The sequence below is a fragment of the Symbiobacterium terraclitae genome (genome assembly GCF_017874315.1).
Lineage (GTDB): Bacteria > Bacillota > Sulfobacillia > Symbiobacteriales > Symbiobacteriaceae > Symbiobacterium > Symbiobacterium terraclitae.
The window spans coordinates 1-26,701 of the sequence record NZ_JAGGLG010000004.1 but is presented as its reverse complement, the minus strand read 5'-3'; the positions used below and the strand labels follow the sequence as shown (position 1 = coordinate 26,701).

Annotated in this window: 22 protein-coding genes, 1 pseudogene and 1 riboswitch; of the genes and pseudogenes, 19 read left to right on the top strand and 4 right to left on the bottom strand. The window is 69.0% G+C overall.

Features of this window, described 5'->3' with window-relative positions; translation table 11 throughout:
• Positions 1-21 precede the first annotated feature (21 nt).
• The 12 genes from J2Z79_RS03400 to lplA all read left to right on the top strand — a co-directional run bounded on the left by J2Z79_RS03400 (position 22) and on the right by lplA (position 14,618).
• Positions 22-1,026, top strand: a complete 1,005-nt coding sequence (locus J2Z79_RS03400; protein ID WP_209465452.1) for a LacI family DNA-binding transcriptional regulator — start codon at positions 22-24, stop codon at positions 1,024-1,026.
• Positions 1,027-1,350: 324 nt separating this feature from the next.
• Positions 1,351-2,568 (top strand): ABC transporter substrate-binding protein, encoded by a 1,218-nt coding sequence (locus tag J2Z79_RS03395; protein WP_209465582.1) that lies wholly within the window; start codon positions 1,351-1,353, stop codon positions 2,566-2,568.
• A 66-nt stretch (positions 2,569-2,634) separates the two neighbouring features.
• Positions 2,635-3,534, top strand: coding sequence for a carbohydrate ABC transporter permease (locus J2Z79_RS03390; protein ID WP_342589407.1), 900 nt, complete (start codon positions 2,635-2,637; stop codon positions 3,532-3,534).
• A 2-nt stretch (positions 3,535-3,536) separates the two neighbouring features.
• Positions 3,537-4,367 carry a carbohydrate ABC transporter permease gene (locus J2Z79_RS03385; protein WP_209465451.1) on the top strand — a complete coding sequence of 277 codons (831 nt, stop codon included), beginning with the start codon at positions 3,537-3,539 and terminating at the stop codon, positions 4,365-4,367.
• A gap of 20 nt (positions 4,368-4,387) precedes the next feature.
• Positions 4,388-6,553, top strand: coding sequence for a glucosidase family protein (locus tag J2Z79_RS03380; protein WP_209465450.1), 2,166 nt, complete (start codon positions 4,388-4,390; stop codon positions 6,551-6,553).
• A 78-nt stretch (positions 6,554-6,631) separates the two neighbouring features.
• Positions 6,632-8,704: an amylo-alpha-1,6-glucosidase gene (locus J2Z79_RS03375; RefSeq protein WP_209465449.1), complete on the top strand. Its 2,073-nt coding sequence runs from the start codon at positions 6,632-6,634 to the stop codon at positions 8,702-8,704.
• Between the two features lie 135 nt (positions 8,705-8,839).
• On the top strand, positions 8,840-9,559 hold the full coding sequence (locus J2Z79_RS03370) for a Crp/Fnr family transcriptional regulator (RefSeq protein WP_209465448.1): 720 nt from the start codon (positions 8,840-8,842) through the stop codon (positions 9,557-9,559).
• A gap of 108 nt (positions 9,560-9,667) precedes the next feature.
• Entirely contained in the window at positions 9,668-10,300 is a 633-nt protein-coding gene (locus J2Z79_RS03365; RefSeq protein WP_209465447.1) for a hypothetical protein, read from the top strand.
• Positions 10,301-10,304: 4 nt separating this feature from the next.
• Positions 10,305-11,765 carry a hypothetical protein gene (locus tag J2Z79_RS03360; protein ID WP_209465446.1) on the top strand — a complete coding sequence of 487 codons (1,461 nt, stop codon included), beginning with the start codon at positions 10,305-10,307 and terminating at the stop codon, positions 11,763-11,765.
• Positions 11,762-12,676 (top strand): formylglycine-generating enzyme family protein, encoded by a 915-nt coding sequence (locus J2Z79_RS03355; RefSeq protein ID WP_209465445.1) that lies wholly within the window; start codon positions 11,762-11,764, stop codon positions 12,674-12,676. Before J2Z79_RS03360 ends, J2Z79_RS03355 begins: the two co-directional genes overlap by 4 nt.
• A 6-nt stretch (positions 12,677-12,682) precedes the next feature.
• Positions 12,683-13,528, top strand: a complete 846-nt coding sequence (locus J2Z79_RS03350) for a protoheme IX farnesyltransferase (protein ID WP_209465444.1) — start codon at positions 12,683-12,685, stop codon at positions 13,526-13,528.
• 106 nt (positions 13,529-13,634) lie between these two features.
• The gene (gene lplA, locus J2Z79_RS03345; protein WP_209465443.1) at positions 13,635-14,618 is read left to right on the top strand and encodes a lipoate--protein ligase; all 984 of its coding nucleotides are present in this window, start codon (positions 13,635-13,637) and stop codon (positions 14,616-14,618) included.
• A 306-nt stretch (positions 14,619-14,924) separates the two neighbouring features.
• Here lplA and J2Z79_RS03340 read toward each other — a convergent pair whose 3' ends face one another.
• Positions 14,925-15,620: a CAP domain-containing protein gene (locus J2Z79_RS03340; RefSeq protein ID WP_209465442.1), complete on the bottom strand. Its 696-nt coding sequence runs from the start codon at positions 15,618-15,620 to the stop codon at positions 14,925-14,927.
• Positions 15,621-15,672: 52 nt separating this feature from the next.
• Positions 15,673-15,817: riboswitch (cyclic di-AMP (ydaO/yuaA leader) on the bottom strand.
• A 241-nt stretch (positions 15,818-16,058) separates the two neighbouring features.
• Here J2Z79_RS03340 and deoC point away from each other — a divergent pair.
• Positions 16,059-16,721, top strand: coding sequence for a deoxyribose-phosphate aldolase (gene deoC / locus J2Z79_RS03335; RefSeq protein WP_209465580.1), 663 nt, complete (start codon positions 16,059-16,061; stop codon positions 16,719-16,721).
• A 91-nt stretch (positions 16,722-16,812) separates the two neighbouring features.
• Here deoC and J2Z79_RS19080 read toward each other — a convergent pair whose 3' ends face one another.
• Together J2Z79_RS19080 and J2Z79_RS03325 are read right to left on the bottom strand one after the other, a co-directional pair.
• Positions 16,813-17,874, bottom strand: coding sequence for a GGDEF domain-containing protein (locus tag J2Z79_RS19080; RefSeq protein ID WP_209465441.1), 1,062 nt, complete (start codon positions 17,872-17,874; stop codon positions 16,813-16,815).
• A 141-nt stretch (positions 17,875-18,015) separates the two neighbouring features.
• Complete coding sequence (locus tag J2Z79_RS03325; RefSeq protein ID WP_209465440.1) at positions 18,016-19,110, bottom strand: hypothetical protein; 1,095 nt, start codon at positions 19,108-19,110, stop codon at positions 18,016-18,018.
• 124 nt (positions 19,111-19,234) lie between these two features.
• On the opposite strand from J2Z79_RS03325, the gene recO reads away from it, so the two are divergent.
• From recO to glyS, 6 genes are all read left to right on the top strand, one after another.
• The gene (gene recO, locus J2Z79_RS03320; protein ID WP_209465439.1) at positions 19,235-19,990 is read left to right on the top strand and encodes a DNA repair protein RecO; all 756 of its coding nucleotides are present in this window, start codon (positions 19,235-19,237) and stop codon (positions 19,988-19,990) included.
• Positions 19,991-20,035: 45 nt separating this feature from the next.
• Positions 20,036-20,329, top strand: a complete 294-nt coding sequence (locus tag J2Z79_RS03315) for a hypothetical protein (protein WP_209465438.1) — start codon at positions 20,036-20,038, stop codon at positions 20,327-20,329.
• Between the two features lie 155 nt (positions 20,330-20,484).
• Positions 20,485-21,477 carry an ABC transporter permease subunit gene (locus J2Z79_RS03310; protein WP_209465437.1) on the top strand — a complete coding sequence of 331 codons (993 nt, stop codon included), beginning with the start codon at positions 20,485-20,487 and terminating at the stop codon, positions 21,475-21,477.
• The gene (locus J2Z79_RS03305; protein WP_209465436.1) at positions 21,474-22,370 is read left to right on the top strand and encodes an ABC transporter permease; all 897 of its coding nucleotides are present in this window, start codon (positions 21,474-21,476) and stop codon (positions 22,368-22,370) included. The genes J2Z79_RS03310 and J2Z79_RS03305 overlap by 4 nt, the downstream gene beginning before the upstream one ends.
• Before the next feature lie 828 nt (positions 22,371-23,198).
• Positions 23,199-24,140, top strand: coding sequence for a glycine--tRNA ligase subunit alpha (gene glyQ, locus J2Z79_RS03300; protein ID WP_209465435.1), 942 nt, complete (start codon positions 23,199-23,201; stop codon positions 24,138-24,140).
• A gap of 2 nt (positions 24,141-24,142) precedes the next feature.
• Positions 24,143-26,245 (top strand): glycine--tRNA ligase subunit beta, encoded by a 2,103-nt coding sequence (gene glyS, locus J2Z79_RS03295; RefSeq protein WP_209465434.1) that lies wholly within the window; start codon positions 24,143-24,145, stop codon positions 26,243-26,245.
• A gap of 150 nt (positions 26,246-26,395) precedes the next feature.
• Here the strand turns inward: glyS and J2Z79_RS18260 are convergent.
• Positions 26,396-26,545 (bottom strand): annotated as a pseudogene (locus J2Z79_RS18260) (transposase); the annotation flags it as partial.
• Positions 26,546-26,701 lie beyond the last annotated feature (156 nt).

The window sequence follows — 26,701 nt, the reverse complement described above, 5'->3', positions numbered from 1 at the left end:
AACGACTCAGGGGGTGAGGCCTTGGCTGTCACCATCAGGCAAGTTGCACGTCACGCGGGGGTGTCGGTGGCCACCGTCTCCTACGTGCTGAACAACGACCCGCGGGTTTCGCCCGAGACGCGGGAGAGGGTGCTCGCATCCATCCGCGAGCTGGACTACCATCCGAACAGCTGGGCACAGGGCCTCGCGCGCCGGCAGGCGGACATCGTCGGGCTGCTGATGCCCGCTCCCCGTCACGCGGACCCGTTCCTGCTGGAGTTGATCAGCGGCGTGATGGACGTGACCGCAGAGCACCACGTCGGGCTTCTGCTGCTCCACCCGGGCAACAACGCGGACGACCTCCCCCGCGAACTCCTGCGCAGGCGCCTCGGCGGGGTGGTCGTGCTCGAGTCCCAGGCGCTGGATCCCCGGGTGGAGTGGCTCCAGAAGCGGTCCATCCCCTTCGTGCTGTTCGGACGCTGTCACCAGCCGGTGGACTACTGGATCGACGTGGACAACGCGGCCGGGGTGCGCATGGCCGTCGAGCACCTGGTCGGCCTCGGCCACAGGCGCATCGGCTTCATCAGTGCCCCGCTCAAGTACATGTTCGCCCAGTTCCGGATGGCGGGGTACCGGGAGGCCCTGGATCTGCACGACCTGCCCTTCGACCCCGCGCTGGTGCACGCGGGCGACCTATCCGAGGAGAGCGGCTACACGGCCGCTGCCGCGCTGCTCGGTCAGCCGGAGCCGCCGACTGCCATCATGGCCGCGTCGGACATCATGGCCACCGGCGCCCTGCGCGCCATCAAGGAGCGGGGGCTGCGGGTGCCCGACGACGTCGCCCTGGTGGGCTTCGACGGCACGCCCCTCTCGGCTTACACGGACCCGCCGCTGACCACCGTCCGACAGCCCGTGTACGACATCGGGCGCAAGGTGGCGGAGCTGCTGCTGAAGGTCGTCGCCAACCCGGAAACCGGGAGCCATGGCGAGCTGATCCAGCCCACGCTGCTCGTGCGCGGCTCCAGCGCCGCACGCGGGGCGGAGTGAACCGGCCGCGCCCGACTTTCGTGCCATGGGGGGGAGGTTCTTCGGGTGTGGCGCGCACTTTTTTTGCCTAACCTGTGCCGCGCCGGCAGGAAGGATCGACCAGGACGGCGAATGACTTGTTGTCTGAATTTAACCGGTTCACAAGGGTCCGCGTACGCGGGTCTTTTATGCGGGCTCCTCTTGAAACGGTTAAATTACCACCATCACAGGGGGAGAGAGCATGAAGAAGAGATTGCTCGGAATCCTGTCTGTCCTGCTGACGGCCGCTCTGGCGCTTTCCGCCTGCGGCGGGGCCAAGCAGCCCTCCTCTGGGCCTGAGCAGCAATCGGGCGGCAGCAGCACCAGCTCCAGCTCCAGTTCCAGCTCCGACACGAGCGCCCAGGCCCCCGCTCCCGCAGAGCAGGTGACGCTGCGGCTGACCGGCTGGGCGTCCTCGCCTGCCGAGACCGAGATCGTCAACAAGCTGTTGGAGGGCTTCTCCGAGAAGTATCCCAACTCACCGTCAAGTACGAGGTCGTCAACGCTGACTACGACAAGAAGATCCAGGCCGACGCCGTGGCCAATACCATCGCCGACGTGTTCTACGTGGACGTGTTCTGGGCGCCTGACTGGATCAACAAGGGTCTGGCCATCCCGCTCGACGAGTACATCAAGGCGGAAGGCGTGAACCTGGCCGAGTTCGAGCCGTCGCTGCTGAAGGGCTTCCAGTGGGATGGGAAGACCTACGGCCTGCCCAAGGGCTACAGCACCCTCGGCCTGTTCTACAACAAGAAGATGCTGGACGAGGCCGGCGTCGCGGTTCCCACCACCTGGGATGAGCTCCGTGAGGCCGCCCGGGCGCTCACCAAGGGCGACGTGAAGGGCCTGTCGCTCTCCGCCGACCACGCCCGCTTCGTGCCGTTCATCTACATGGCCGGCGGCCAGCTGTTCAACGAGGCGAAGACCGAGGCTTACTTCAACAGCCCGGAGGCCGTCGCGGCAGCCGAGTTCTATACCGGCCTGATCACCAAGGACAAGGTGGCCGACACCCCGGCGGGCCTGGGCGCCGGCTGGGCGGGCGACGCCTTCGCCCAGGAGAAGGCGGCCATGGTCCTGGAGGGCCACTGGATGATCCCGTTCCTCGCCGAGTACCCGAACGTGGAGTACGGCGTGGCCGAGCTGCCGGCGGGCCCCGCGGGCAAGTCCAACTTCGTCTTCACCGTGGCCTACGCCGTGTCCAAGAGTTCCAAGCATCCGGCTGAGGCCTTCAAGCTGGTCGACTACCTCACCAGCGACGAGGCGCAGCGGCAGATGGTCCAGCTCGGCCTCGAGCTGCCCTCCCGCACGGCCGTGGCCAGCGATCCCTTCTTCGAGGGCAAGGATGACCGCGCTGCCCTGATCGCCGGCGTCAAGTACGCCCAGCCCTTCCAGTACACGGCCAACCAGGCGCCCTACGTCGACGAGTTCGGCAAGGCGCTGGAGAACATGATCCTCAACGGCAAGGATCCGAAGTCCGAACTGGATCGGGTACAGGCCAAGTTCGAAGAGGTCATCAAGAAGTAAACGCGTACGGGAGCGAATGGGGCCGGCGCTCGTGTCGGCCCCATTCGCGGTACAGGGGGGGAGCCTGTGCTCAGCCGGCTGAGGTCCCAGAAGGTGCAGGAGATCGCCACGGCCTACCTGTTCCTGGTGCCGGCGATCGTGATCCTGGGAACGTTCGTCATCGGTCCCGTGCTGTACGCCATCTACCTGAGCTTCTTCGACTACGACATCCTGTCGCCCGAGACGGCGCGGTTCATCGGGCTCGGCAATTACCTCGAGGCGTTCCGGGATCCCGTGTTCAAGAAGGCGTTCACCAACGTCGTCATCTACGCGGCCGGGGTGGTGCCGACCCAGATGGTGATCGCGCTGATCCTGGCGCTGATGGTGACCACCGGCGTCCGCGGCCAGAACTTCTTCCGGGTGGCGTATTTCATCCCCACGGTGACCTCGTCCGTCGTCGTCTCCATCATGTTCCTCTACATCTACTCCAAAACGGGCCTCCTGAACCACATCCTGGGCTGGTTCGGCATTCCGCCGGTCAGCTGGATGGAGAACGCCAGGACCGCTCTGCTCTCTATCATGATGATGAACGTCTGGTCCACGGTGGGGCAGTACATGGTGCTCTTCACAGCCGGCCTGAACGACATCCCGGACTCTTACTACGAGGCGGCGATGGTCGACGGCGCGACCTACTGGCAGCGGCTCCGCTACATCACCCTGCCGCTGCTCCGTCCCACGACGCTCTTCGTCTCCATCATGTCCGTCATCGGCACGCTGCAGCTGTTCGACCAGCCCTACCTCATGACCAACGGGCAGGGCGGGCCCGCCGACGCGACCATGACGGTGGTGCTCTACGTGTATAAGAACGCCTTCGGCGGGTACTTCCGCATGGGCTACGCCTCCGCCCTGGCGACGATCCTCTTCGTGGTGATTCTGGCGCTGACGTACATCCAGAAGCGGTGGTTCGGCGAGGAGGTGCAGTACTAGCCATGGAGATCTCAAGCCGGTCCGTGCGTGCGGTGCTGTACGTGCTCCTGATCGGGTACGCCCTGATCACGGTAGGGCCGTTCCTCCTGTCGGTTTCCACCGCGCTCACCAAGACCCAGCACGTGCACCTCCTCTTCAAGAACTGGGGCCTCCCGCCGGAGCCGACCCTGGAGAACTTCAAGTACATCCTGAAGAGCGGGGACTTCGGCCGGTGGGTCTTCAACAGCGTGGTTGTGGCCGGGTTGGGCACGCTGGCCAAGGTCTTCTTCAACTCCCTGGCGGGCTATGCGCTGGCGCGCATCCGGTTCCCGGGGCGGGAACTCGTCTTCTGGGCCATCCTGGCCACGATGATGATCCCGGCCGCCGTCATCCTGATCCCGCAGTACCTGATCCTCAGCAAGCTGGGCTGGCTGGACAGCTACTACGGTCTGATCGTGCCCTTCACCGTCAGCGCCTTCGGCATCTTCCTGATGCGGCAGTTCTTCTCGACCATCCCGGTCGAGCTGGAGGAGGCCGCGCAGATCGACGGGCTGAGCCGGTTCGGCATCTTCTGGCGGGTCGTCCTGCCGCTCACCAAGCCGGCGCTGGCGGCCCAGATCATCTTCAACTTCCTGGGCGACTGGAACAACTTCCTCTGGCCGAACCTGATCGCCCGCAGCCGGGAGATGTACACCCTCACCGTTGGCCTGCAGACCTTCAAGAACGAGTACTACAGCTTCTGGAACCAGGTGCTTGCCGGATCGATGTTCCTCACCATCCCCGTCATCATCATCTACCTCATCCTGAACCGGTGGTTCATCAAGGGCATCACCATCACCGGCATGAAGGGATAGGGCGCGGGAGGCATTGCGGCATGGCGCGGAGCGAGTCGCTCTCGCTGACGAAGCAGACGGACCTGACCCACGGCTATATCACCGCCGGCGACCGCGCCTACCTGATCGGGGCGCAGAACGGCGCCTTCCCCGACCTGGGGTGGCACGTCCCCGGGGAGATGGGCGGGCTCTGGGCCCACCCCGTTAAGCTGCTGGACGGCTTCTGGCTCCGCGTGGACGGCGTCTGGCTGACCGACGCCGCCCGGTTCTCCAGCGGGGCCTTCTGGAGCGCGCACGACTACGAGCTCGGCGACCTGCAAATCGTGCGGCGGCAGTTCGTGCCCGACGGCGAGCCTGCGCTGATCGTGCGCTACACGCTGCGGGCGGCCAGCGACCGCACGGTGCAGCTCCGCTTCCTCGCCCGCAGCGACCTGCAGGGCGTCTGGCTGTCGGAGCGGTCGGGGCTGCAGGACGGCGGCGACCAGGCCGAGTTTGACCCGGAGCTGCAGGCCTGGGTGATCCGGGACGAGCACAACCCGTGGTCCGTCGTCGTGGGGGCCAGGGGCCTCGTGCCGGTGGGCTCCGCGTGCGGCGCCGACCTGTGGGGGCCGGAGCAGACCCGGGGGCAGGGCGTCTCCGTGGCGCTGGACTACGAACTGCCCCTGACGGCCGAGGCCGAGGCCGTGATCGAGTTCGTGGTCGCCGGGTCCGACGCCGGGGAGGCGACGGCCCGGGCCGCCTTCGGCCGCGCCTCGGCCGACCCGGACGCGCTCTGGGCCAGCAAGGCGGAGCGGTACGAGCGGCTGCTCGCCAGCAGCGCGCTGGAGGTCCCCGACGCTGCGATCGCGCGCGCCTGGGACTGGATTAAGTGCAACTACGACTGGATGGTGCGCGACATGCCCGGGCTGGGGCGTGCCCTGGGCGCGGGCGCGCCCGATTACGTCTGGCTCTTCGGCTGCGACAGCGCCTACGCCGTGCTCGGGTGCCTGGCGCTGGGCCAGCACGAGGTCGCCGCCGAGACCCTGGACGCCCTGCGGCGGATCAGCCAGCAGGCCAATGGCGAAAGCGGCCGGGTGATCCACGAGGCGACTACCCGGGGCCACGTGTTCCACCCCGGCAACACCCAGGAGACGCCGCAGTTCGTGAAGGCCGTGTGGCAGACCTTCCTCTGGACCGGCGACACCGAGTTCCTCCGGCGAAACTACCCGTTCTGCCGGCAGGGCCTGCTGGGCTGGGTGATGGGGGAGCGGTGCGCCCCGGGGGAGGTGCTGCCCCACGGCAGCGGCATCATGGAGGTCGCGGGGCTCGACCTGCAGATGATCGACGTCGCCGCGTACACGGCGGAGGCGCTGGAGGCCCTGGCCGGCATGGCGGACGTGCTGGGGGACCTTGACGTGGCCGCCCGCAGCCGCCAGCTGGCCGGCGCCGTCTGCCGCCGCCTGGAGGCCGCCTTCTGGATCGAGGAGGAGGGCATGTACGGCGATCTGCTGGCGACGCCCAGGGAGATCGCCTCCAGGCTGCGCGAGCTGCTGGACCTCTCCACCCGGTCCCAGTACGTCGACCACGCGCGCCCCGGCGTCCGGGAGGCGTACGGCCACTTGCTCGCCCGGGCCGAGGCGGACCCGGAGCAGGACGTCCGGCGGCCCTGGCTCCTGAAGAACTGGATCGTCATCACGCCGCTGGAGGCCGGACTGACGCCGCCCCACCGGGCGGCCCGGCTGCTTGCGCGCGCGGAGTCGGACGAGTTCACCGGCCCCTGGGGCATGTACCTGAACGGAATCGAACAGGCCGCCGCCATGAGCATCAACACGGGAGTCCTGGCGGTGGCGGAGCTGAACTACGGCCGCCCCGACCAGGCGCTGGCCCGCGTGCGGTCGCTGGCGGAGACCCTGGAGCGGCACATGCCCGGGGCGGTCCCGGAGATCCTGCCCGACGGCGGCTGCTTCGTCCAGGCGTGGTCCGGCTACGGCATCGCCTGGCCGGTGGTGTCCCAGGTCTTCGGCCTGCGCCCCCGGGCCCACGAGCGGAGGCTGCTGCTCAGGCCCTGCTTCCCCGCGGGCTGGACGCGGGCGAGCCTCAAGGGCGTGCGGGTGGGCACCAACCGGTTCGACCTGTCCTGGGACGGCGCGGTCCTCACGGTGGCCTCCCAGGAGGAGGGGTGGGCCGTGGAGGCCGAGGGCGTCCGCGTCCGGCATGCGGCGCCCTGACCACCGCAGCGCGTGAGAGACGGAGCCCGGGGATCCGCCGGCCGGCGGGTCCCCGGATCCACAAGGAGGAAACGGTTCATGGAGTACCTTGTCACCCGTGAGGGCGACCTCTTCCAAGTATCAAACCGATGGGGAGACATCGCGCCAGAAGACGGGCCGCTGGGGCTGTTCTTCCGCGACACCCGCTACCTGAGCCGCTTCGAGCTGCGCGTGGACGGCCAGCGGCCCGGACTGCTGGGGGGGACCGCCGCGGAGAACTACGTCCAGCGGGTCTTCCTCCAGGCCGGCGTCAGCCGCCAGATCTTCAGCCGGGCCGGGCTGGGGCTGGAGCGGCAGCGGGTCATCCGCGCGGGCGTGCTGTACGAGCGGATCACCGTCACCAACTTGGAGTTCGCGCCCGTTTCCGTGCGGCTCGACCTGCGCTTCGAGGCCGACTTCGCCGACCTGTTCCAGGTTCGGGGGGTTCCGCCGGCCGACCGGGGCGTGCCTGAGGAGCCGCGGCGGGAGGGGGGCTCCGTCACCCTGGGCTACCGGGGCCGCGACGGCGTCCTGCGCCAGACCCGGGTGCTCTTCCTGACGCCCCCCGACGCCCTGGCCGTCTCGCAGGCCTCGTGGGACCTCTCCCTGCCGCCGCGGGGGACGGCCGCGCTCGACGTCGCCGTCCTGCCCGCGGAGAACGGGGCGTTTCCGGCCTGCCGCGGGTTCGACCAGGCCCTCGAGGCCCTGCGGCAGGAGTACGCCGACTGGGCGGAGGCCTGCACGGCCATCGACACGGACAACCCCCTTCTCAACCGGATCCTGGCCCGCTCGGTGAGCGACCTGCGGCTACTGGCGGCCGACCAGGGGCAGGGGCTGTTCCCGGTCGCGGGCATCCCGTGGTACGCGGTGCCGTTCGGGCGCGACTCGATCATCACGGCCATCCAGGCCCTCCCGCTGAACCCCGAGTTCGCCCGTGGCACGCTCCGGACCCTGGCCGCCCTGCAGGGGCGGCAGGTCGACCCGTTCCGGGCCGAGGAGCCGGGCAAGATCCTGCACGAGATGCGCCACGGCGAGATGGCGAACCTGGGGGAGGTCCCCTACGGCCGCTACTACGGCTCGGTGGACGCCACCGCCCTCTTCCTGGTGCTGCTCTGCGACTACCACGCCTGGACCGGGGACCTGGACCTGGTGCGGGAGCTGCTGCCCAGCGTGCGGGAGGCTCTCAACTGGCTCGACCGGTACGGCGACGTGGACGGCGACGGCTTCCTCGAGTTCCGGGCCGACCCCGGACGGGGCCTCCAGGTCCAGTCCTGGAAGGACTCGCCGGACTCCCTGTGCCACCCGGACGGCAAGCCGGCGGCCAGCCCCGTCGCGGTCTCCGAGGTGCAGGGCTACGTCTTCGACGCCAAGCGCCGGCTGGCGCCGGTCCTGCAGGCGCTGGGCGAGGCTGATCTCGCCCGCCGGCTGGCCCGGGATGCGGCGGACCTGAAGGCGCGGTTCAACAGCGCCTTCTGGATGCCGGAGAGGCAGTACTACGCCATCGCTTTGGACGGGGAGAAGCGGCAGGTGGCCACCGTCTCGTCCGACATCGGCCACTGCCTCTGGTCGGGCATCGTGGACGAAGCCCGCGCCGCGTCCGTGGCCGCGCGGCTCGTGGCCCCGGACATGTTCAGCGGGTGGGGCATCCGCACGCTGAGCGCCGCGGAGCCGACCTACAGCCCCATGAGCTACCACAACGGCTCGGTCTGGCCCCACGACAACTCGCTCTGCGTGCTGGGGCTGAAGCGGTACGGGTTCGACCGGGAGGCCAACCAGGTGATCACCGGCCTGGTGGACGCGGCCTCGCACTTCGCCCACTACCGCCTGCCCGAGCTGTTCTGCGGGTACTCCCGGGACGTGGGCGTCCCCGTCGACTACCCCGTGGCCTGCTCGCCCCAGGCCTGGGCGGCAGCGGCGCCCGTGGCGCTGATGCAGGCGATCCTCGGCCTCGACCCCGACGCCGGGGCCGGGCTGCTGCGGCTGCGCCCGACCCTGCCCCCGTGGCTGGGACGGGTGACGGTGCGGGGGCTGCGCGTCGGCGGTGCCCGGGTCAACCTGGAGGTGACTCCGGAGGGAGTCCGGGCCGACGTGTCGGGCGAGCGGCCCGTCCGGGTCGTCTCCGCCTCCCGGTAGCCCCGCCGGACCGGGCCTTCCCGGCCCGCACATAGGCCGAATGGCCCCGTACGGTGGGCGGATTGACGTCATCCCCGCGCTTGGCTACAAGGGAAGTAAAGGTGGTGGCCCGGGAAAGTCGCAGGTGATATGGCAGTGAGCACGGAACGGGCTCCGGTTCGGCAGTGCGCCACGTGCCCGGTGCGCGAGCGCGGCGCCCCCATGTGCTGGCGCGCGCTCCAGGCCCAGATCGCCCTGCTGCGCGAGCACGGGGTGGCGCGGCGCCTGGCGCCGGGGGAGATCCTCTACCGCCAGGGGGACTCGGCTCAGGGCTGGTGGCTGGTGGGCCGCGGGCAGGTGCTCGAGTACGTGGTCGACCTGGCCGGGCGGGAGCAGATCGTGCGGCTGGCGCCTGCGGGCAGTGTCTGCGGCATGTCGGGCCTCGGCGCCAGGGCGGTGCACTGGGCAACGGCCCGGGCGGGCCGGCGCGGCGCGGACGTCTGCTTCGTGCCCCGCCAGCACGGCCAGCGGCTGGCCGAGCAGGACCCCGCCATCCTCTACGCCCTGCTGACGGGCATGGCCGAGGAGGTCCGCCTGGCCTACAACAGGCTCCACGGCCTCTCCATGCTCCCGGCCCGCAGCGCCATCGCGCAGGTCCTGCTCTCCGCCACGGAGTGCACGGCCGAAGGCGAGTCCGTCATTACGCTCTCCCGCAGCGAGATCGCCTCGATGGTGGGCCTGGCCACGGAGACGGTGGTGCGGGTGCTGGGCGAGTTCCGCACGGAAGGGCTGATCGCAGACCACGGCCGGAATCGCATCGCCCTCTGTGATCCTTGTGGACTACACGCCATCGCCGAAGGTCTAGATTCAAAATAGTTACCCGAACTGACTTCGATCAACAATCTGCCGAGAGCCGGCTGCCACACTGGAGGTGGCAGCCGGCTCTGCTGTCTGCCGACCAGTTCTTCAGCAGGAGGGATCGCGATGACCTGGTTTGACAAGGCCACGCTGCTCGTGACCGGCCTCACCGCCCTCTACATGATCTGGCGGTTCACGCAGGACCTGCGTTCAGGCACTCGTCCGTCCCGATCCGCTCTCTCCTACATCACGTCCTTCGCCGTGCTCCTCGTCTCGGGCCTTCTGCTCATCGCCCTCGGTTACGGGGTCCTGTCGCATCCCCTGGTCGTGGTGGTGGCGAGCCTGATCCCCGTCACCCTGTCGGCGGGACTGGTCGCCGAGTACGCCCCCGTCCAGGCCCGCACCTACGACCTCTTCGCCGTGGTCGGCTTGCTGGCCCTGGCCGTCACCCGCTTTGCCGGCCCCCGTCCGCTGGCCATCGCCACCCTGATCGTCGTCCACGGCGTGGCCGGACTCATCATCTTCGGTCTGCCCCTCTGGCTCGCCGCGCAGCGCCGGGCCCCCGGCCGGTTCGCCTGGGTCGGCGTCGGCGGGGCCCTGATCGGCGTCGGCGGCATCGCCCTCGCCTTCCTGAAGGCCGGCAAGCCGATCCTGTCCGCCGACACCATCTTCCTCATCCTGGCGCCGCTGCTGCTGGCGATGACGGCCAGTTTCGCCGCCGGCTTCCTGGGCAGCGGTACGCCTTCCGGGAGGAGCTGAGGCCATGCGGTCGATCGCGGACCGGTTCCGCTACCTGTTCACCTCCACGCGGGGGCTGGTGCTTCTGGCCATCGGCCTGGTCGCCCTGGTCACGGCCATCTGGAGCAGCCTGTCCGGTCCGATGGTCGAATGGGGCGTGAAGGACTTCGTGGTGCGCACGCTGGGGATGAAGCTTGTGGAGGCGGAGCGGGAGGGGCGGATCATCAGCCTCTACCACGCCATCGCCTTCGCCGTGGTGGCCGTGCTGGTCTACCTGATGACGCACGCCATTCCCATGCGGGTGCAGCAGCGGGCGAACATCAACGCCACGATCACGGCGGGCTACATGCTCGCCATGTTCTCCGGGCTCATCTTCGGCTACTTCGGGCAGAACTGGGTGTTCCACGGCCTGTTCCTGGTGGGGCAGGGGCTGATCTTCTGGGCGGGGTGCATGCTGGCGGTGGCGCTGTGGCCCTGGGGCCGGTCCTGGCGGCAGCCGGACCCGGCCTACGCCCGCACCCCGGGCGGCGTGGACCTGGAGCGGGTCGCCTTCTTCGTGATGACGGTCTCCACCCTGGGGTCGGCGGCGCTGGGCGGCATCTCCGGGGCCTTCTTCGGCAACGGCTTCCAGTCGTTCCTGGCCGAGGACCTGGTGCGGGAGCCGGTCAAGGACCTGCTGCAGAAGGCGGTCATCGGCCACCTGCACATCATGCTCACCCTGATCTGCATCGCCACGGCGCTGCTCATCGGCCGGTGGTTCGACTTCAGGGGCATCCTGCACAAGATCGCCATGCCGCTGATGATCCTCGGCACTGCGGTGATCACCCTGGGCGCCTGGTCGGTGGTGGCCACGCCGCACGCGCACACGATCATCTACGTCGGCTCGGTCTTCGTAATGCTCGCGGCGCTCTTCCTGGTGATCTACGGCTGGGGCCGCCTGATCCGGGAGGGCACGGCCGGGTCGAGGCGGCCCACCTTCGGTCAGAAGCTGGCAGCCCTGCTCCGCGACCCGCTCCGGTTCGGCTCCCTCTGGCAGATGGTCTACATGAACTTCGTCGTCAGCGGCGTGGGCATCTTCATGGCCGTCAAGCTCGACGAGATCTTCCGGGTGTGGCCGCACCGGGAGGAGCGGATCGCCCTCACCGGCCACTGGCACTCCCTGTCGGCCCTCACGGCCACGATCCTGCTCTGCTACTTCGCCGACATGATGGGGCTGCAGGGCCGGGCCCGCCGGTGGTTCGGCTGGGTGCTGATCCTGGCCTCCGACGTGGCCTTTGCCGGTGCCACCCTCTTCGCGATCAAGCGGCTGTTCGTCACCGAGTACGGGCAGCAGGTGATGGTGAACTGGCTCATGCTGGCCATCGACTTCGGCCTCGGGGCCGTGCTGGTTGCGCTGGCGCTCTTCCTGATCTGGCGCCTGGCGGACCTGTTCCGCCGGAACGGACGCTGGGCGGCTGAGGCCGATGAGGAGGTGGTGCAGCGATGAGACGGCAAGCCGGATGGGTGGCCCTGCTGCTGGCGGCGGCGCTGCTGGCGGCCTGCGACAGCGAGCCCTCCGCACCGCCCGGGCTCGCCCTCTACGTCGACGCCGGCGCTGACCCCGAGGCCTGGGTTCGCATTCCCGCCGGTCCCTTCGGGATGGGGCGGGACGAGGCCGGGGTCGACGTCGCCGAGTACGAGATCATGGTGACCCCCGTGACCAACGCCCAGTACGCCCGCTACCTGGAGGAGGCGCTGAAGGCCGGCACGGTCCGGCTGGAGGGCGGCGCCGTGATGGGACCCTACCCCGGAGATGCCTTCTCGGGTGCCAAGCACGAGAAGGAGTACCCGGCGGGCGACTACCTTCACATCGTCCTGGACGACCCGGCCAGCCGCATCAGGCTGGAGGGCGGCACCCTGGTCGTGAAGGCCGGGTATGAGAACCACCCCGCGACGATGGTCAGCTGGTTCGGCGCGAGGGCCTACTGCGAGGCCGCCGGCGGCCGGCTGCCCACCGAGGCGGAGTGGGAGAAGGCCGCCCGCGGCACGGACGGCCGGCCCTACCCCTGGGGCGACGGCATCGCCCCGGAGCGGGCCAACTACGACCACAGCCGCGACCCGTTCGAGACCCGCGAGGGGTACAGCGACACCACGCCGGTCGGGTTCTACAACGGCCGGCGCTACGGGGAGTTCCAGACGGAGGACTCCGCCAGCCCGTACGGCCTCTACGACATGGCCGGCAACGTGGCCCAGTGGACGGCGGACGTCTACCCCATGACGCACTACCGCTTCCTGCGCGGCGGCAGTAAGGCGAGCTACGGCTACGACCTGCGCGTCTGGAGCCGCAACAGCGCGGAGCCGGAGTACGTCAGCCCCAGCGTAGGCTTCCGCTGCGTGCGCTCTCCGGAAGGGAGTTGAGGCGGCATGCTCCAGAAGGTGCGTGATCTCTGGTCGCTGATCAAGTGCAAGCAGACGTTCCTCCTGCTCTTCACCGGCCTGGTGGGCTACGCCAGCGGCCTGAAGGGGGGCGGGGGCCCTGCCCTGTACGGCGGGCTGCTGGGCAGCCTCTTCCTCGCGATTTCCGGCACCACCGTGCTCAACATGGTCTACGACCGGGATATCGACGCCGTGATGCCCCGCACCCGCCACCGCCCGCTGGCCGCCGGACGGCTGCGCCCCTGGGAGGCCGTGCTGCTGGGCGGCGCCATGAGCGCCGCCGGCCTCGGCTGGGCCCTCGCGCTGGACCTGCGCTACGGCCTCGTGGTGCTGGCCGGGTGGCTGCTGGACCTCGTAGTCTACACCGTCTGGCTGAAGCGGCGCACGCCCTGGTCGGTGATCTGGGGCGGGCTCTCCGGCGGCATGCCCGTCCTGGCGGGCCGCGCGCTGGCCACCGGGCAGGTGGAGGTCATCGGCCTGCTGCTGGCCCTGGCGGTGCTGCTCTGGATCCCCACGCACATCATGACCTTCAGCATCAAGTACGCCGCGGACTACGCCGCGGCGGGCGTGCCGGTCTTCCCCAACGTCTACGGCCTCAGGACGACGCAGGTGGCCATCAGCCTCTCCACCGTGCTGGCTGCCGCCGTCATGACGGGCGTCACCTGGCAGCTGGCCGAGCACCTCGGGGCCGTGGCTGTGGCCTCGGCGCTGGCGATGGTCCTGGTGGGGCTGGGCGCCAACGCCCTGATCCGGCCGTCGGTGCAGGTGAACCTGCGGCTGTTCAAGTTCGCCTCGGTCTACATGGTGTCGGCCATGGCCCTGATGCTGCTGTAGGCTCGCTTTGGGCAGGCCCTCGGCGGGCAGCATCGCCCGCGGCGGCCTGGGCGTCTGAAAGGATGGGCTGAAATCGGCGTCACTGACGTGAGAGGAGCTCAGCGGCATGATCTACCTGGAGACGGGCAGCACCGACCCCTACTTCAACCTGGCCTTCGAGGAGTACGTGTTTGAGAAACTGGACCGTTCCCGGTCGTACTTCATCCTCTGGCAGAACGAGAACACCATCGTGGTGGGCCGGCACCAGAACACCTACGAGGAGATCAACCAGCAGTACGTGGAGGAGCACGGCATCCGCGTCGTCCGGCGGCTGTCGGGCGGCGGGGCCGTCTACCACGACTCCGGGAACCTGAACTACACCTTCATCGTGGATAAGGACGCCGCGCCGGACTTCAATTTCGCCGTCTTCACCGTGCCGGTGATCAAGACGCTGGAGCAGATCGGCGTGAAGGCCGAGTTCACCGGTCGAAACGACCTCACCATCGACGGGAAGAAGTTCTCCGGCAACGCCCAGTACGTGCGGCACGGGCGCATCCTGCACCACGGCTGCATCATGCTGGACTCCAACATCGAGGTGGTGTCGAACGCCCTCAGGGTGAAGGAGGCCAAGTTCCAGTCCAAGGGCGTGAAGTCCGTGCGCAGCCGCGTCACCACCATCAACGCCCACGCTCCCCGGCCCGTCACCATGGAGGAGTTCAAGCGCCTGCTCAAGGGGTACATCCTGCAGGCCGAGGGGCTGGAGCCGATGGAACTGACGCCGGAGCAGCTGGCGGAGGTGCGGCGCCTCCGGGATGCGAAGTACGCCACCTGGGAGTGGAACTACGGCGCCTCGCCCGCCTACGACATGCGGCGGGAGCAGCGGTTCGACGCCGGGACGGTTACCGTCCACCTCCAGGCGGAGGCGGGGCGGATCAAGGCCGTGAAGATCTACGGCGACTTCTTCGGCAGCGGGGAGCTGTCCGAGCTGGAGGCCGCCCTGGTGGGCCTGCCGCTGGACGACAACCTGGAGGAAGCTCTCGAACGGCTGAACGTCGGCTGGTACATCCAGGGGCTCACCGCCCGGGACCTGGCCGGGCTGCTCAAGGGCTGACGCAAGGGCATCAACGACTGCGACGGGACCAGCGCCGTGCCCTGGGCCGAGGCCGGCGGCATGATGGCCGTGTTGCCCTCTGTGTTCTTCGTCACCGTGGGACTCTGGCTGGGGAACGATGTCTCGGTCGTCCCGGGCCTCATGTTCGGGATCACCCATACAGCGAGCGCTTGCCTCTGTCTCTTGAAATAGGCGTCGCCCCACCTTGCGAGGGGCGCCGCACGCAGATGGGGCGCGCCGAAAAGCCCTGCCTGCCCACAGCAAGAAGGAGGCACTTCGCGTTGAAGTGCCTCCTTGGCATTCGTGTTACCGGCCCACGAACATCTGCGTGAACATCATGCCGTACGGGCCGCCCTCGACGATGCCGATGCCGATGTGGGTGTACTGGGCGTTCAGGATGTTGGCCCGGTGGCCCGGCGAGTTCATCAGGGCGTTGTGCGCCGCCTGGACCGACTGGTTGCCGGCGATGTTCTCGCCAGCGGTCCGGTAGGTCACGCCATACGCCTTCATCATGTCAAACGGCGAGCCGTAGGTCGGCGAGTTGTGGCTGAAGTAGTTGCGGTTGATCATGTCCTGGCTCTTCATCCGGGCCAGCTTGGTCAGCTGCAGGTCGGCCTGCAGCGGCTTCAGGCCGGCCTTGGCCCGCTCCTGGTTGACCAGGTTCAGCATCTGCTGCTCGGTGGCGGTGAGGCCGCTCACGGCAGCGGTGGTCTGCGGCTGGGTCTGCTGCTGCATCTGCTGCTTGGGCTGCTGCTGCGTGGGCTGGCTGACCGTCGTCTGCGGCTGCTTCGCCTGGGTCGTCTGGGCGGTGGTCTTCGGCGTGTACCACTTCACGTTCAGCTTCGGGAAGTACCAGCTCAGCACGCTGGCCAGGTCGGTGCGGGCGGGCACCTTGATGGTGTAGGTATAGGTGTAGGTGGTCGCGGCCGAGGCCGGCGCGGCCATCGTGAGCGAGGCTGCGGCGACGGCCAGCGCGATGGCAAGGCCCTTGAAGAACTTCATGCGTAACTCCTCCTTGCTGAGTGTGTCTGACTGCCACAGACACGGAGGAGGATGTCTCCCCCTGCTACGCTTGCGGGGTTAGCTGACGGACGCGGACGGCAGGAGTGTCGCCCGGGCAGCCGTTGACTGGCTGCGCTTAGCCCCAAGGAAAATTGGGTCCCCCGCTTCCGCACTGCGGAATTCAGCGCGTGTGGCAATCGCGATGCGTGTCTAAGCTTAACGTCTATAAGTGTATACGTCCATGTATAATCTGTGGCAGCAGCGCCAGCCGGTTGCCAGGCCGGGCAGAGGGCGACGCCGCTTCCAGCGCACTGGCAGGTGAACATCCAGTCGTCACCGAATGCTACACCCGGAGCCACCCCGCCATGAGCGCGGGAAGACTACCGACGAGCTCTGCGGCCCCGCCACGAGGAGGTTGTTGTCATGGACGTCACGCGCATGACGCGCGCGCAACTGGCCAAGCTGATCGATCACACGATGCTGAGACCCGACGCCACTGAGGCGCAGATTCGCACGCTCTGCGCCGAGGCCCGGGAGCACGGCTTCATGTCCGTCTGCGTCAACCCGCACTGGGTCCCGCTCTGCCGGGACCTGCTCAGCGGTACCGACGTGCTGGTCTGCACCGTCATCGGCTTTCCGCTGGGGGCCAACCGCAGCGAGATCAAGGCTGTGGAGGCAGAGGACGCCGTGGCCCGCGGCGCCCGCGAGGTCGACATGGTGATCAACATCGGCGCGCTGAAGTCCGGCCAGCACGACGTGGTGCTCAGCGACATCCGCGCGGTGGTGGAGGCCGTCTCCGGAGAGGCGCGCGTAAAGGTGATCATCGAGACCGGGCTGCTGACCGACGAGGAGAAGGTGACGGCCTGCCGCCTGGCGCAGGAGGCGGGGGCAGACTTCGTCAAGACGTCGACCGGCTTCGGCCACGGCGGCGCCACGGTGGCGGACGTCGCCCTGATGCGGCGAACCGTCGGCCCGGCGATGGGCGTGAAGGCCTCGGGCGGCGTGCGCGACCTGGCCACGGCGCTGGCCATGGTGGAGGCGGGGGCCAACCGAATCGGTGCCAGCGCCGGGGTCGCCATCCTGGCCGGGCTCGCGGAGTAGCCTTCCAACGCGGAAAAGCCATCGGGCGTGGGGAGCAGCGCTCCGCCGCCGCGATGGCTTTCTTCTTTCGCCTGTCTGCCGCAGGACCGCCTCAGGAGCCCACCACGACCCGGTTGCGCCCGGACTCCTTGGCGCCCAGCAGCGCCTGGTCCGCCCGGCGGACCCAGGACGCCACGGTGTCGCCCGGGTGGTACGGGGCCACGCCCAGGCTGATGGTCACCTGCAGGAAGCGGTCGCTCAGCTTCTGGTGCACCGCGTCGCCGAGCCGCTGCGCCAACTGGTAGGCCTGGGAGAGCTCGCTCACGTGTACCAGCACGATGAACTCGTCGCCGCCCCAGCGGCCCACCCGGTCGGTCGACCGCAGGGTCTGGCGCACCGCGGCGGTGACCGCGCGCAGCACCAGGTCGCCCGTCTCGTGGCCGTACGTGTCGTTGACCTGCTTGAACCGGTCCACGTCGAACATGATCATGGTGGCCGGCTCCATGCCCTCCTCGGCCTCCCGGATCTCCCGCTGGATGTAGGCCTGCATCTGCCGCCGGTTGGGGATGCCCAGGAGCGGGTCGGTGTGGGCCAGGTCGGCCATGGACCGGGCGAGGTGGCGCGTGCGGTCGTACTGCTTGCGCATCTCCGCCCAGGAGTAGAGCAGGCAGAGGAGTACCGCGTTGGAGAGGTAGAACTGGATCAGCGGCTCCAGCAGGGCGGGCCGGACGCCGCTCTGCCCCGTCCGCACGAGGTAGGCCGCGCCGATGACCAGCAGGCCGGTGTAGATGCCGCTGGCCGCCCAGGTGGCCCGGTGGCTGCCCAGCGGGAGGAGGACTGCGGCCAGGGAGACCGAGCCCCATGGGGCGAGGCGGGCGAAACGCCCGGCGGCCACGTCCTCCGGGGCGAACAGGGCGTTGTAGAGCAATACAAATAGCGCCGCAGCGACGCCCGTCGCCACGGCGGCCTCGACAAAGCGCAGGCTGCGCCGCCGCCGCCAGAGCAGCAGGGCCAGCGCCAGCGACGCGATCGCGGCCACCAGCAGCAGAGGGGGAGCGGGTTCGCCGTTCCGCCGGAGGAGCAGCCATTCCGAAAACCCGGCCACTGCGGCGATGGGGAGGGTGAGCAGCAGGAACTGCCGCCTCAGCCCGTCCAACCGGGTGTCGCGCTCCACGTTGGCACCCCCCTCGGCAGCCGCGACGCGCTTGGGAGGTGGTTCACCCACCTCCGCACGATTTTCTTCATCTTTTCTTATAGCACGACGTTACTCAATCCGCAACCACCTGTGTACGCAGGATTCGACAAAATGGCGGGGTCAGGAGGGCCGGATGGCCCCGTCCGCCCGCCGGCGGAGCGAGCGCACCGTGTTGGCCAGGAACAGCAGCAGCGTCGCGACGTTGAGGATGACCGCCCACTGCCGCACCGGCAGCCACTCCACGAGCCCGCCGCCGACCCGGAGCACCACGGAGACGTGCAGGAGCACGAGATGGCTGTAGAACCAGGGGGAGAAGTTCATGCGCACCCCCAGCACCGCGGGGAAGATCACCGGTGCGTGCCCGAAGATCATGCTGAACACGAATCCGAGGAAGACCGCGTGCAGCGCCGCGTCGTAGGGTCCGCCGTAGAGGAAGCCGCGCCACACGGCAATCGCCCCGCCCGCCATCAGCCAGAAGTAGCCCAGCAGCATGCAGATGGCGATGAAGCGGGTCAGCCCCTGGGTCCTGACGGTCCTGCGGGCGATGTCGTTCTGCAGCAGCCAGAGCGAGAGGGCCGCCATGCCGAGCCCGGCGATGCGCCAGCCGAGGCCGTAGTCCCAGGGGGCGGTGAAGATGCCGGCCACGAGCACGGCGAGCACGCCGAAGAAGGCGACGGTGCCGGCGCGCGAGATCTGCAGCAGCCGCGTCAGTTCCAGCCGCTCGCCGGCGATGGTCAGGATGAGGAAGCCCGCCCAGGCGGGCACCACCTGCGGGATGGGGCGGCCGAGGAGCCAGAGCAGGTTCCCGCCCAGCCAGACCACCGCCGCCAAGGTGAGCACGTAGTTAAACAGCGTGGGCTGCACCCGCAGGATCTGGGTGAAGAGCAGGATCAGCACGGCGCTGCTGAGCACGATGCTCAGGGCGCCGACCCACGGGGGCGCACCGAAGATGAGGAGGAGGCCGCCGGCGAGCGCCAGGGCGGGGGCGGCGAACATCCAGGGCCGGCCCATCGCCACGGCCCGCTCCAGCCCGATCACGGTGCCGAGGAAGCCGGCGATCATCAGCGGGCCGTGGGCGCCCGAGAGCGTGGGGGTGAGGGGCGGCAGCGTCAGCCCGATGCGCAGGATGCCGGCCCACATGGCGGCCAGCAGGGTGAGGATGCCCAGCATCAGCAGCGGGTAGCGGCCGGGGTTGAGGCGCGGGGATGAGGACATGGAAATCGCCTCCGATCGCATTGAGACCTGTTCTCAGTATCCCCACCTGAACCAGCGTGCGAAGTGACAGGTGTCACACGGCCGCCCTGTGTTATGATGAGGGCAGAACGGCGGAGGTGGCGACTTGGCACTCTACAACGTCGACGGGATCGTCATTCGGGTACGGAACTTCCAGGAGGCGGACAAGATCGTCGTCCTGCTCACCCGCGAGGAGGGGAAGGTGGAGGCGGTGGCCCGGGGAGCCCGGCGGCCCCGCAGCCGCCTCGCGGCGGCGACCCAGCTCTTCTCCCGGCTGCGGGCCCAGCTCTTCTCCGGCAGGAGCCTCGACACGCTGAGCCAGGCGGAGATCGTGGAGTCCTTTCGCCAGCTGCGGGAGGACCTGGTGCGCATGGCCTATGCCACCTACGCCTGCGAGCTGATGGACGCCCTGCTGCCCGAGCGGCAGCGGCACGAGGCGCCCTTCCTCCTGCTGCTGACCAGCCTCCACCTTTTCAACGAGCCCGACCTGCCCCCTGAACCGCTCCTGCGGGCCTACGAGCTGAAGCTGCTCTCCATGCTCGGCTTCCGGCCCAGCCTCACCGCCTGTGTGGGCTGCGGCACCGAGGCCGTGCAGCAGAACGGCAGCGTGCGCTTCTCGCCGGTGCTGGGCGGCGTGCTCTGCCCCGCCTGCTCGGCCGAGGGCGAGGGGGCCGTCCGGCTCTCGCTGGGCGCCCTGGAGAGCATGAAGCGGCTGCTGGACGGCGACATCCGCCGGGCCCATGTGGTGCGCCTCGGCGGCGAGGTGGCCGCCGAGGTCGACCAGGCGCTCTCGGCCTACATCCTGGTGCGAACCGAGCGGCGGCTGAAGTCGAAGGAATTTCTCGATACCCTGCGCGTTTAATTCATTGCGCAGTTGACAAGAATCCCTCCCAGGAGGGATTCTGTCATGTTCGCACGGGTTCGGCTGCTGGACGCGGGGACGCGCGACGGGCTGCTGCGGGGGGAGTGCGGCCCGTACCGCTGGGAGGTTCGCCTCACGCGGGGGCCGGTCAGCTACGGCATCGACCCCGACACGCTCTACAAGGGGCGGGGTCGCATCGCCCGGCTCGTGCTCTACGCCCCCATCCCCGGGACCCGGCTCATGCGCAAGGTGGCGGCCTTCGACCGCGGCTGGCGGTTCGGCCGCCAGGAGCACCTACCGGTCGTGCAGCGGGTAGTGCGCTACCTCGAGTCGATCTAAACACAGGTGTAAAGTTGACACGAACGAGATTCTTCCGCCCCTCGTCCTATTCGCAAACGGGACGAGGGGCGGCCGCGTGCGGCCACGCACGCGGCCTCTCGGCCTGCCGAGACTGCGAAGTCAGGTGAATCTGAGTGTCGGGAAGATGGTTTGACTTGCTCAAGGGATGGGCCCTGCGCCTCGGGCTGCTGCTGCTCTCCGCCGCGATCGTGGTGCTGGTGGCCATGCTGCCCCGGGGCGTGGTGGCGACGGAGGCGTCTTCCCCGCCCGGGAGCCTGGGCGAGGTGCGCACGGACGCCACCCAGAAGTTCCGCATTGAACCCCTTGAAGGCGACGCCGGCGGCTTCGCCTACTCGTGGTCCCTGGCAGCGTACGGCGAGGGGCTGAGGGACTACATGGCCGGCCTCGCGGGCGGCACCCTGACGGTGGACCAGTGGTACGGCACGGCCCAGCGCGTCCTGCCGCTGCTGCCCCTGCTGCGGGAGACCTGGTGGCTCTCCTTCCAGCTGTTCGCCGCGGCGCTCGTCGTGGGCGTGGTCCTCGGGCTGCTGCTGGGCTGCCTGGTCCTGGGGAGCCGCGCCGGGCGCGCCTTCTCACTGGGCCTCTCGGTGCTGGGCGTCTCGGTGCCGGACTTCCTCCTGATCCTCCTGGGGCAGCTGCTCACCATCTGGTCCTACCGCACCTTCGGCGTGCGGCTCTGGTCTGTGCTCGGGGTGCAGGGGGGCGAGCGGGGATGGCTGCTGCCGCTGGTGGCGCTCTCCATCATCCCCATGGCCTATACGGCGCGGCTGATCTCCACCGCACTGGACGAAGCGATGCGCCAGGAGTACATCCGCACCGCCCGGGCCAAGGGGGTGCCCGAGGTGTGGGTGGTGCTGAAACACGCGCTGCGCAACGCCCTGCCCCGGGCCCTGAACGGCATGCCGGCCATGCTGAACGTCACGCTCTCCAGCCAGCTGGTCGTGGAGGTGCTCACCAACCACTACGGCCTCGGGTCGGGGCTGATGCGAGGGCTCAGCTACAGCCAGCCCCACGTGGTCGCGACCATCGGGCTGATCTTCTGCACCTGGTTCCTGGTGATGGACGGGCTGGCGGTCACCCTGCGGGCGCTGGCCAACCCGCAGCTGAAGGGAGGGGGGACGCCGTGAGGCGGCTGAACTTCCCCCTGATCCTGGGACTCATGCTGACCGCCGGGCTGCTCTTTCTGCTGGTGCTGCCGGAGCTGGTGACCCTGGAGGACCCGCACGTGGGCGTCTACATGCAGGTGGAAGGCCGCCGGCTGCGCCTGGCGCCCTTCGCCCCCGGCGAGTTCGGCTACGTGCTCGGTTCAGACATGGTGGGGCGGGACATGCTCGCGCGCGTGGTCTACGGCGCCCGGTACACGCTGGGGCTGGCGGCCGGCGTGATCCTCCTGCGGCTGGCGGTGGCCCTGCCGGCGGGGCTCCGGGCGGGCTGGGCCGGCGGTCGGGCGGGCCGGCTGGTGCAGACCCTGGCGGTCGGCTTCGGCTCCATTCCGGCGCTGGCGCTGGTGGCCATGACCCTGGGCGGCCTGCGCTGGCTGATCCCCGGGCAGGCGGGCTGGCTCGCGGCCTACGTGGCGATGCTGGTCCTCTCCGGCGCCCCGCGCATGGCCGAACAGGTGCGCCGCCGGGTCGAGGAGATCATGATCATGCCCCACGTGGAGGCGGCCCGCGCCCTGGGTGCCACGCCCGGGCGCATCCTGCTGCGCCACGTGCTGCCGCTGATGCGGGCCGACCTGGCCGTGATGATCTCCTCGGAGATGGCATGGGTGCTCCTGCTGATGGGGCAGCTGGCGGTCTTCGGCATCTACGTGGGCGGCACGGTGGCCGTCCGCGGCGACGGCTGGGTGCGGATCATCGAGTACCTGCCCGAGTGGGGGCAGATGCTGGGGGCGAACCGGTACAACATCCTGGGGACGCCCTGGATTCCCTTCTACCCCGGCCTGGCGCTGGGGCTCTCCGCCGCAGCCTTCCACCTGCTGGCCGAGGGCTTCCGCCTGCGGGGTCTGCGGCAGGGGTGAGAGGCTCGTGCGCGACCTCCAGGGGCAAGGGGGCTCGGCGCCGCTGGCGCTCGCCAGCGGTAATGCTCCTCGTCGGCCGGGCGTGCTCGCTCCGCTGCGCTCGCGCCGGCCTCCTGCGGAGCCTTGAACTGGCGCCAGCAATGCGCCTTTGCCCGCCCTGCCCGGGGCCGCGGCTCAGGCTGTTACGGGCAGGGCGGCTCGGCGCCGCTGGCGCTCGGCAGCGGTAATGCTCCTCGTCGGCCGGGCGTGCTCGCTCCGCTGCGCTCGCGCCGGCCTCCTGCGGAGCTTTGAACTGGCGCCAGCAATGCGCCTTTGCCCGCCCTGCCCGGGGCCGCGGCTCAGGCTGTTACGGGCAGGGCGGCTCGGCGCCCCTGGCGCTCGGCAGCGGTAATGCTCCTCGTCGGCCGGGCGTGCTCGCTCCGCTGCGCTCGCGCCAGCCTCCTGCGGAGCTTTGAACGGGCGCCAGCAATGCGCCTTTGCCCGCCCTGCCCGGGGCCGCAGCTCAGGCTGTTACGGGCAGGGGGCCCGGCGCCCCTTGACACCACCCCGCCGAGTTGCTAGAGTTTTGTCCTAGCGAGGAACGGGAGGAGTACCCGCCAGCGGGCTCCTGCAGAGAGCCCTGCGTCTGGTGCGAGCAGGGTGGGCAGGCTGCGGGGAACGGCGCCCGGGAGCGAAAGCGAATCACGGCAGAGGTGGGTGTCCCTGTGGGGGCGCCAATCAGGGTGGAACCGCGGGAGCACGCAGAGGCTCTCGTCCCTGGCCACATCAAGGGTGGCCCGGGGCGAGAGCCTTTTCGCATCGGACGCCCGCTTCGAAGGAGGATCGCGCATGTACTTTCAGGACCTGGTTCTGACCCTCGACAAGTTCTGGGCCGAGCAGGGGTGCATCATTCAGCATCCCTACGACGTGGAGAAGGGTGCGGGCACCTTCAACCCCAACACCTTCTTCCGGGCGCTGGGGCCTGAGCCCTGGAACGTGGCCTACATCGAGCCCTGCCGCCGCCCGGCCGACGGCCGGTACGCGCAGAACCCCAACCGCATGCAGCACTACTTCCAGTACCAGGTGATCATGAAGCCCTCGCCGGAGAACATCCAGGAGATCTACCTGGAGATGCTCGAGCGCATCGGCATCGACCCCAAGAAGCACGACATCCGGTTCGTCGAGGACAACTGGGAGGCTCCCAGCCAGGGCGCCTGGGGCCTGGGCTGGGAGGTCTGGTGCGACGGCATGGAGATCACCCAGTTCACCTACTTCCAGCAGGTGGGCGGCTTCGAGTGCAAGCCGGTCTCCGTGGAGATCACGCTGGGCTTGGAGCGGCTGGCCTCGTACATCCAGGGCGTGGACAACGTCTGGGACATCATGTACAACAAGGATCTCCGCTACGGCGACGTGTACGAGCGGTCGGAGTGGGAGCACTCGGTCTACAACTTCGAGCAGTCCGACACCCAGATGCTGTTCCAGCTCTACGGCATGCACGAGGCCGAGGCCAAGCGGCTCCTCGCGCTCGATCCGCCGCTGGTCTACCCGGCCTACGACCACATCCTGAAGTGCTCGCACACCTTCAACCTGCTGGACGCCCGCGGCGCGATCGCCGTCAGCGAGCGGCAGGGATACATCCTCCGCGTGCGCAACCTCTCCCGGGCCGCCGCCAAGGCCTACATCGAGATGCGGGAGTCGCTGGGCTTCCCGCTGCTCAAGCCGCTGGGGGAGCGGCCTACCTGGGAGTCCCGCTACGGCGCCGGAAAGCAGTCCGCGGAGGGGGTGAAGTAGCCATGGCCGATACCCGCAACCTCATTCTTGAGATCGGTACCGAGGAGATTCCCGCCCGCTTCTGCGCGCCGGCGCTGGAGCAGCTGAAGGCAAACGCCGTTAAGGCCCTGGATGAGGCCCGCCTCGACTACGAAGTCGTCGACGTGTTCGGCACCCCGCGCCGCCTGGTGCTCTACGTGAGGAACCTGGCGCTCATGCAGCGCGACGTGGAGATGGAGGTGAAGGGGCCGCCCAGGAAGGCCGCCTTCGACGCCGAGGGCAATCCCACCGTCGCCGCCCGGAAGTTCGCCGAGGGGCAGGGGGTGGCGGTGGAGGACCTGCAAGTCCGGCCCGACGAGAAGGGCGGCGAGTACCTCTACGCCCGCAAGCTGATCAAGGGCGAGTCGGTCACCGCCGTGCTGCCCCCGCTGCTGGCCGGGCTCGTCACCTCGATCCACTGGCCCAAGGCGATGCGCTGGGCCGACCGGGAGATCCGCTACGCCCGGCCGATCAAGTGGATCCTGGCCATGCTGGGTGACCGGCGCGTGCCCTTTGTCGTGGACGGCATCGAGACCGTGGACACCACCCGGGGCCACCGGGTACTGGGCCCGGCCGAGCCGGTCAAGGTGAACGACGCCGACGACTACTTCGCCAAGGTCGGCGGGGCTTACGTCATGGTGGACCAGCATGTGCGCAAGCAGGTGATCTGGCAGCAGGTGACGGCCGAGGCGGCCCGGGTGGGCGGCTTCGTGCGGCGCGACGAGGACCTGCTGGAGGAGCTCACCTGGCTGGTGGAGCAGCCCACCGCCTTCACCGGCTCCTTCGCGCCGGCCTACCTGGAGGTTCCCTCCGAGGTGCTGGTGACCACCATGAAGGAGAACCAGCGCTACTTCCCGGTCTACAAGGCAGAGGGCTCCGAGGAGCTCCTGCCCTGGTTCATCGGCGTGCGCAACGGCGGGCTCGACCATATCGACATCGTGCGGGCCGGCAACGAGAAGGTGCTGGCGGCCCGGCTGTCGGATGCCCGCTTCTTCTGGGACGAGGACCGCAAGCAGCCGCTGGAGGCTTACAACGCCAAGCTGAAGGAGGCCGTCTTCCAGGAGAAGCTCGGCACGCAGTTCCAGCGCGTGGAGCGGCTGGTCGCCCTGGCCCGGGCGATCGGCAAGGCGCTGGAACTCACGCCCACCGAGCAGGAGCAGGCGGCGCGGGCGGCCTGGCTCTGCAAGGCCGACCTGGCCACCCGGATGGTCTTCGAGTTCCCCGAGCTGCAGGGCTACATGGGCAAGCAGTACCTGCTCAAGGAGGGCGGCGACCCCGCGGTGGCCGAGGCGATCTACGAGCACTACCTGCCCCGGGGCGCCGGCGACGACCTGCCCCGGTCCCGGCCGGGCATCGTGGTCGCCCTGGCCGACAAACTGGACACCCTTGCGGGCTACTTCTCCATCGGCATGATCCCCACCGGCTCGCAGGACCCCTTCGCTCTGCGGCGCGCCGCCCAGGGCGTGGTGCAGACGCTGGTGGAGAACCGCATCAGGGTCGACCTGGCCGCGCTGGCCTCACAGGCCGTGGAGCAGTACGCCCTCTCCGGTGAAGAGGCGCTGAAGACCCACGGCGAGCTGATGGAGTTCTTCCGGGCCCGGCTGAAGGTGTTGCTGGAGCAGCGCGCGGTGCGCTACGACGTGATCGACGCCGTGCTGGCCGCCGGCTTCCGGGACGTGACGGACGCCGTCAACCGAGCAGAGGCGCTGGCGGCCGTCATGGGTGAGCCCGAGTTCGCCGCCGTCACGGGGGCGTTCAAGCGGGTCGCCAACCTGGCCGGCAAGGCCGGCGAGGCGGGGGCCGCAAGCGCCGAGATCGATCCCGGGCTCTTCAGCGAGGCCGCCGAGCGCGACCTCTACGGCGCCTTCGTCGACCTCAGGCCCGAGATGAAGCAGGCGCTGGACGCGGGCGAGTACCGGGCGTTCTACCGCCTGGCCACCCGCCTGAAGGCCCCGGTGGACGCCTTCCTCGACAGCGTGCGGGTAAACGTGGAGGACGAGAAGGTGCGGGCCAACCGCTACGCCCTGCTCCAGGCCCTGGGCGGCCTGCTCTCCGCCCCGGCGGACCTGAGCAAGCTGGCGGGTTGATTCCAACTGATGACGCTGAAGGGGCCGTCCCAAAAGCAGGTTGCTCTGCTGGGACGGCCCCGTTCCTTTTCGTTCGAATTGGGTTTTTCAGGTAGTCAATCGACCATCTTGCGAGGTTTTTGGCTGGTTTGACGAGGTCTGCTGGCTGTTCTAGCTCGCCTGGGCAACCAGGGCTGCCTTCTTGAGCAGATTGTGGGCAAGGGCAAGCCAGCCCACCTCAAGGGTGACCTTCGACAGACCCCTTAGGAGGAAACGGCGGAAACCCCGATTCTGTTTGATCTGTCCAAACACGCTCTCGACTGTGTTTGATAACCTAAAAGGGAGCCATTCGGGGGCCATTTGATCACGCAAAAGTGAGCCACCTCGAACTTCCAAACCTGTAAACTGGGATGTGCCGCATTTCCAGTTTGCAGGGGTGAAAGGATTGAAGATCGAGATGGCTCATGTAGAGCGTAT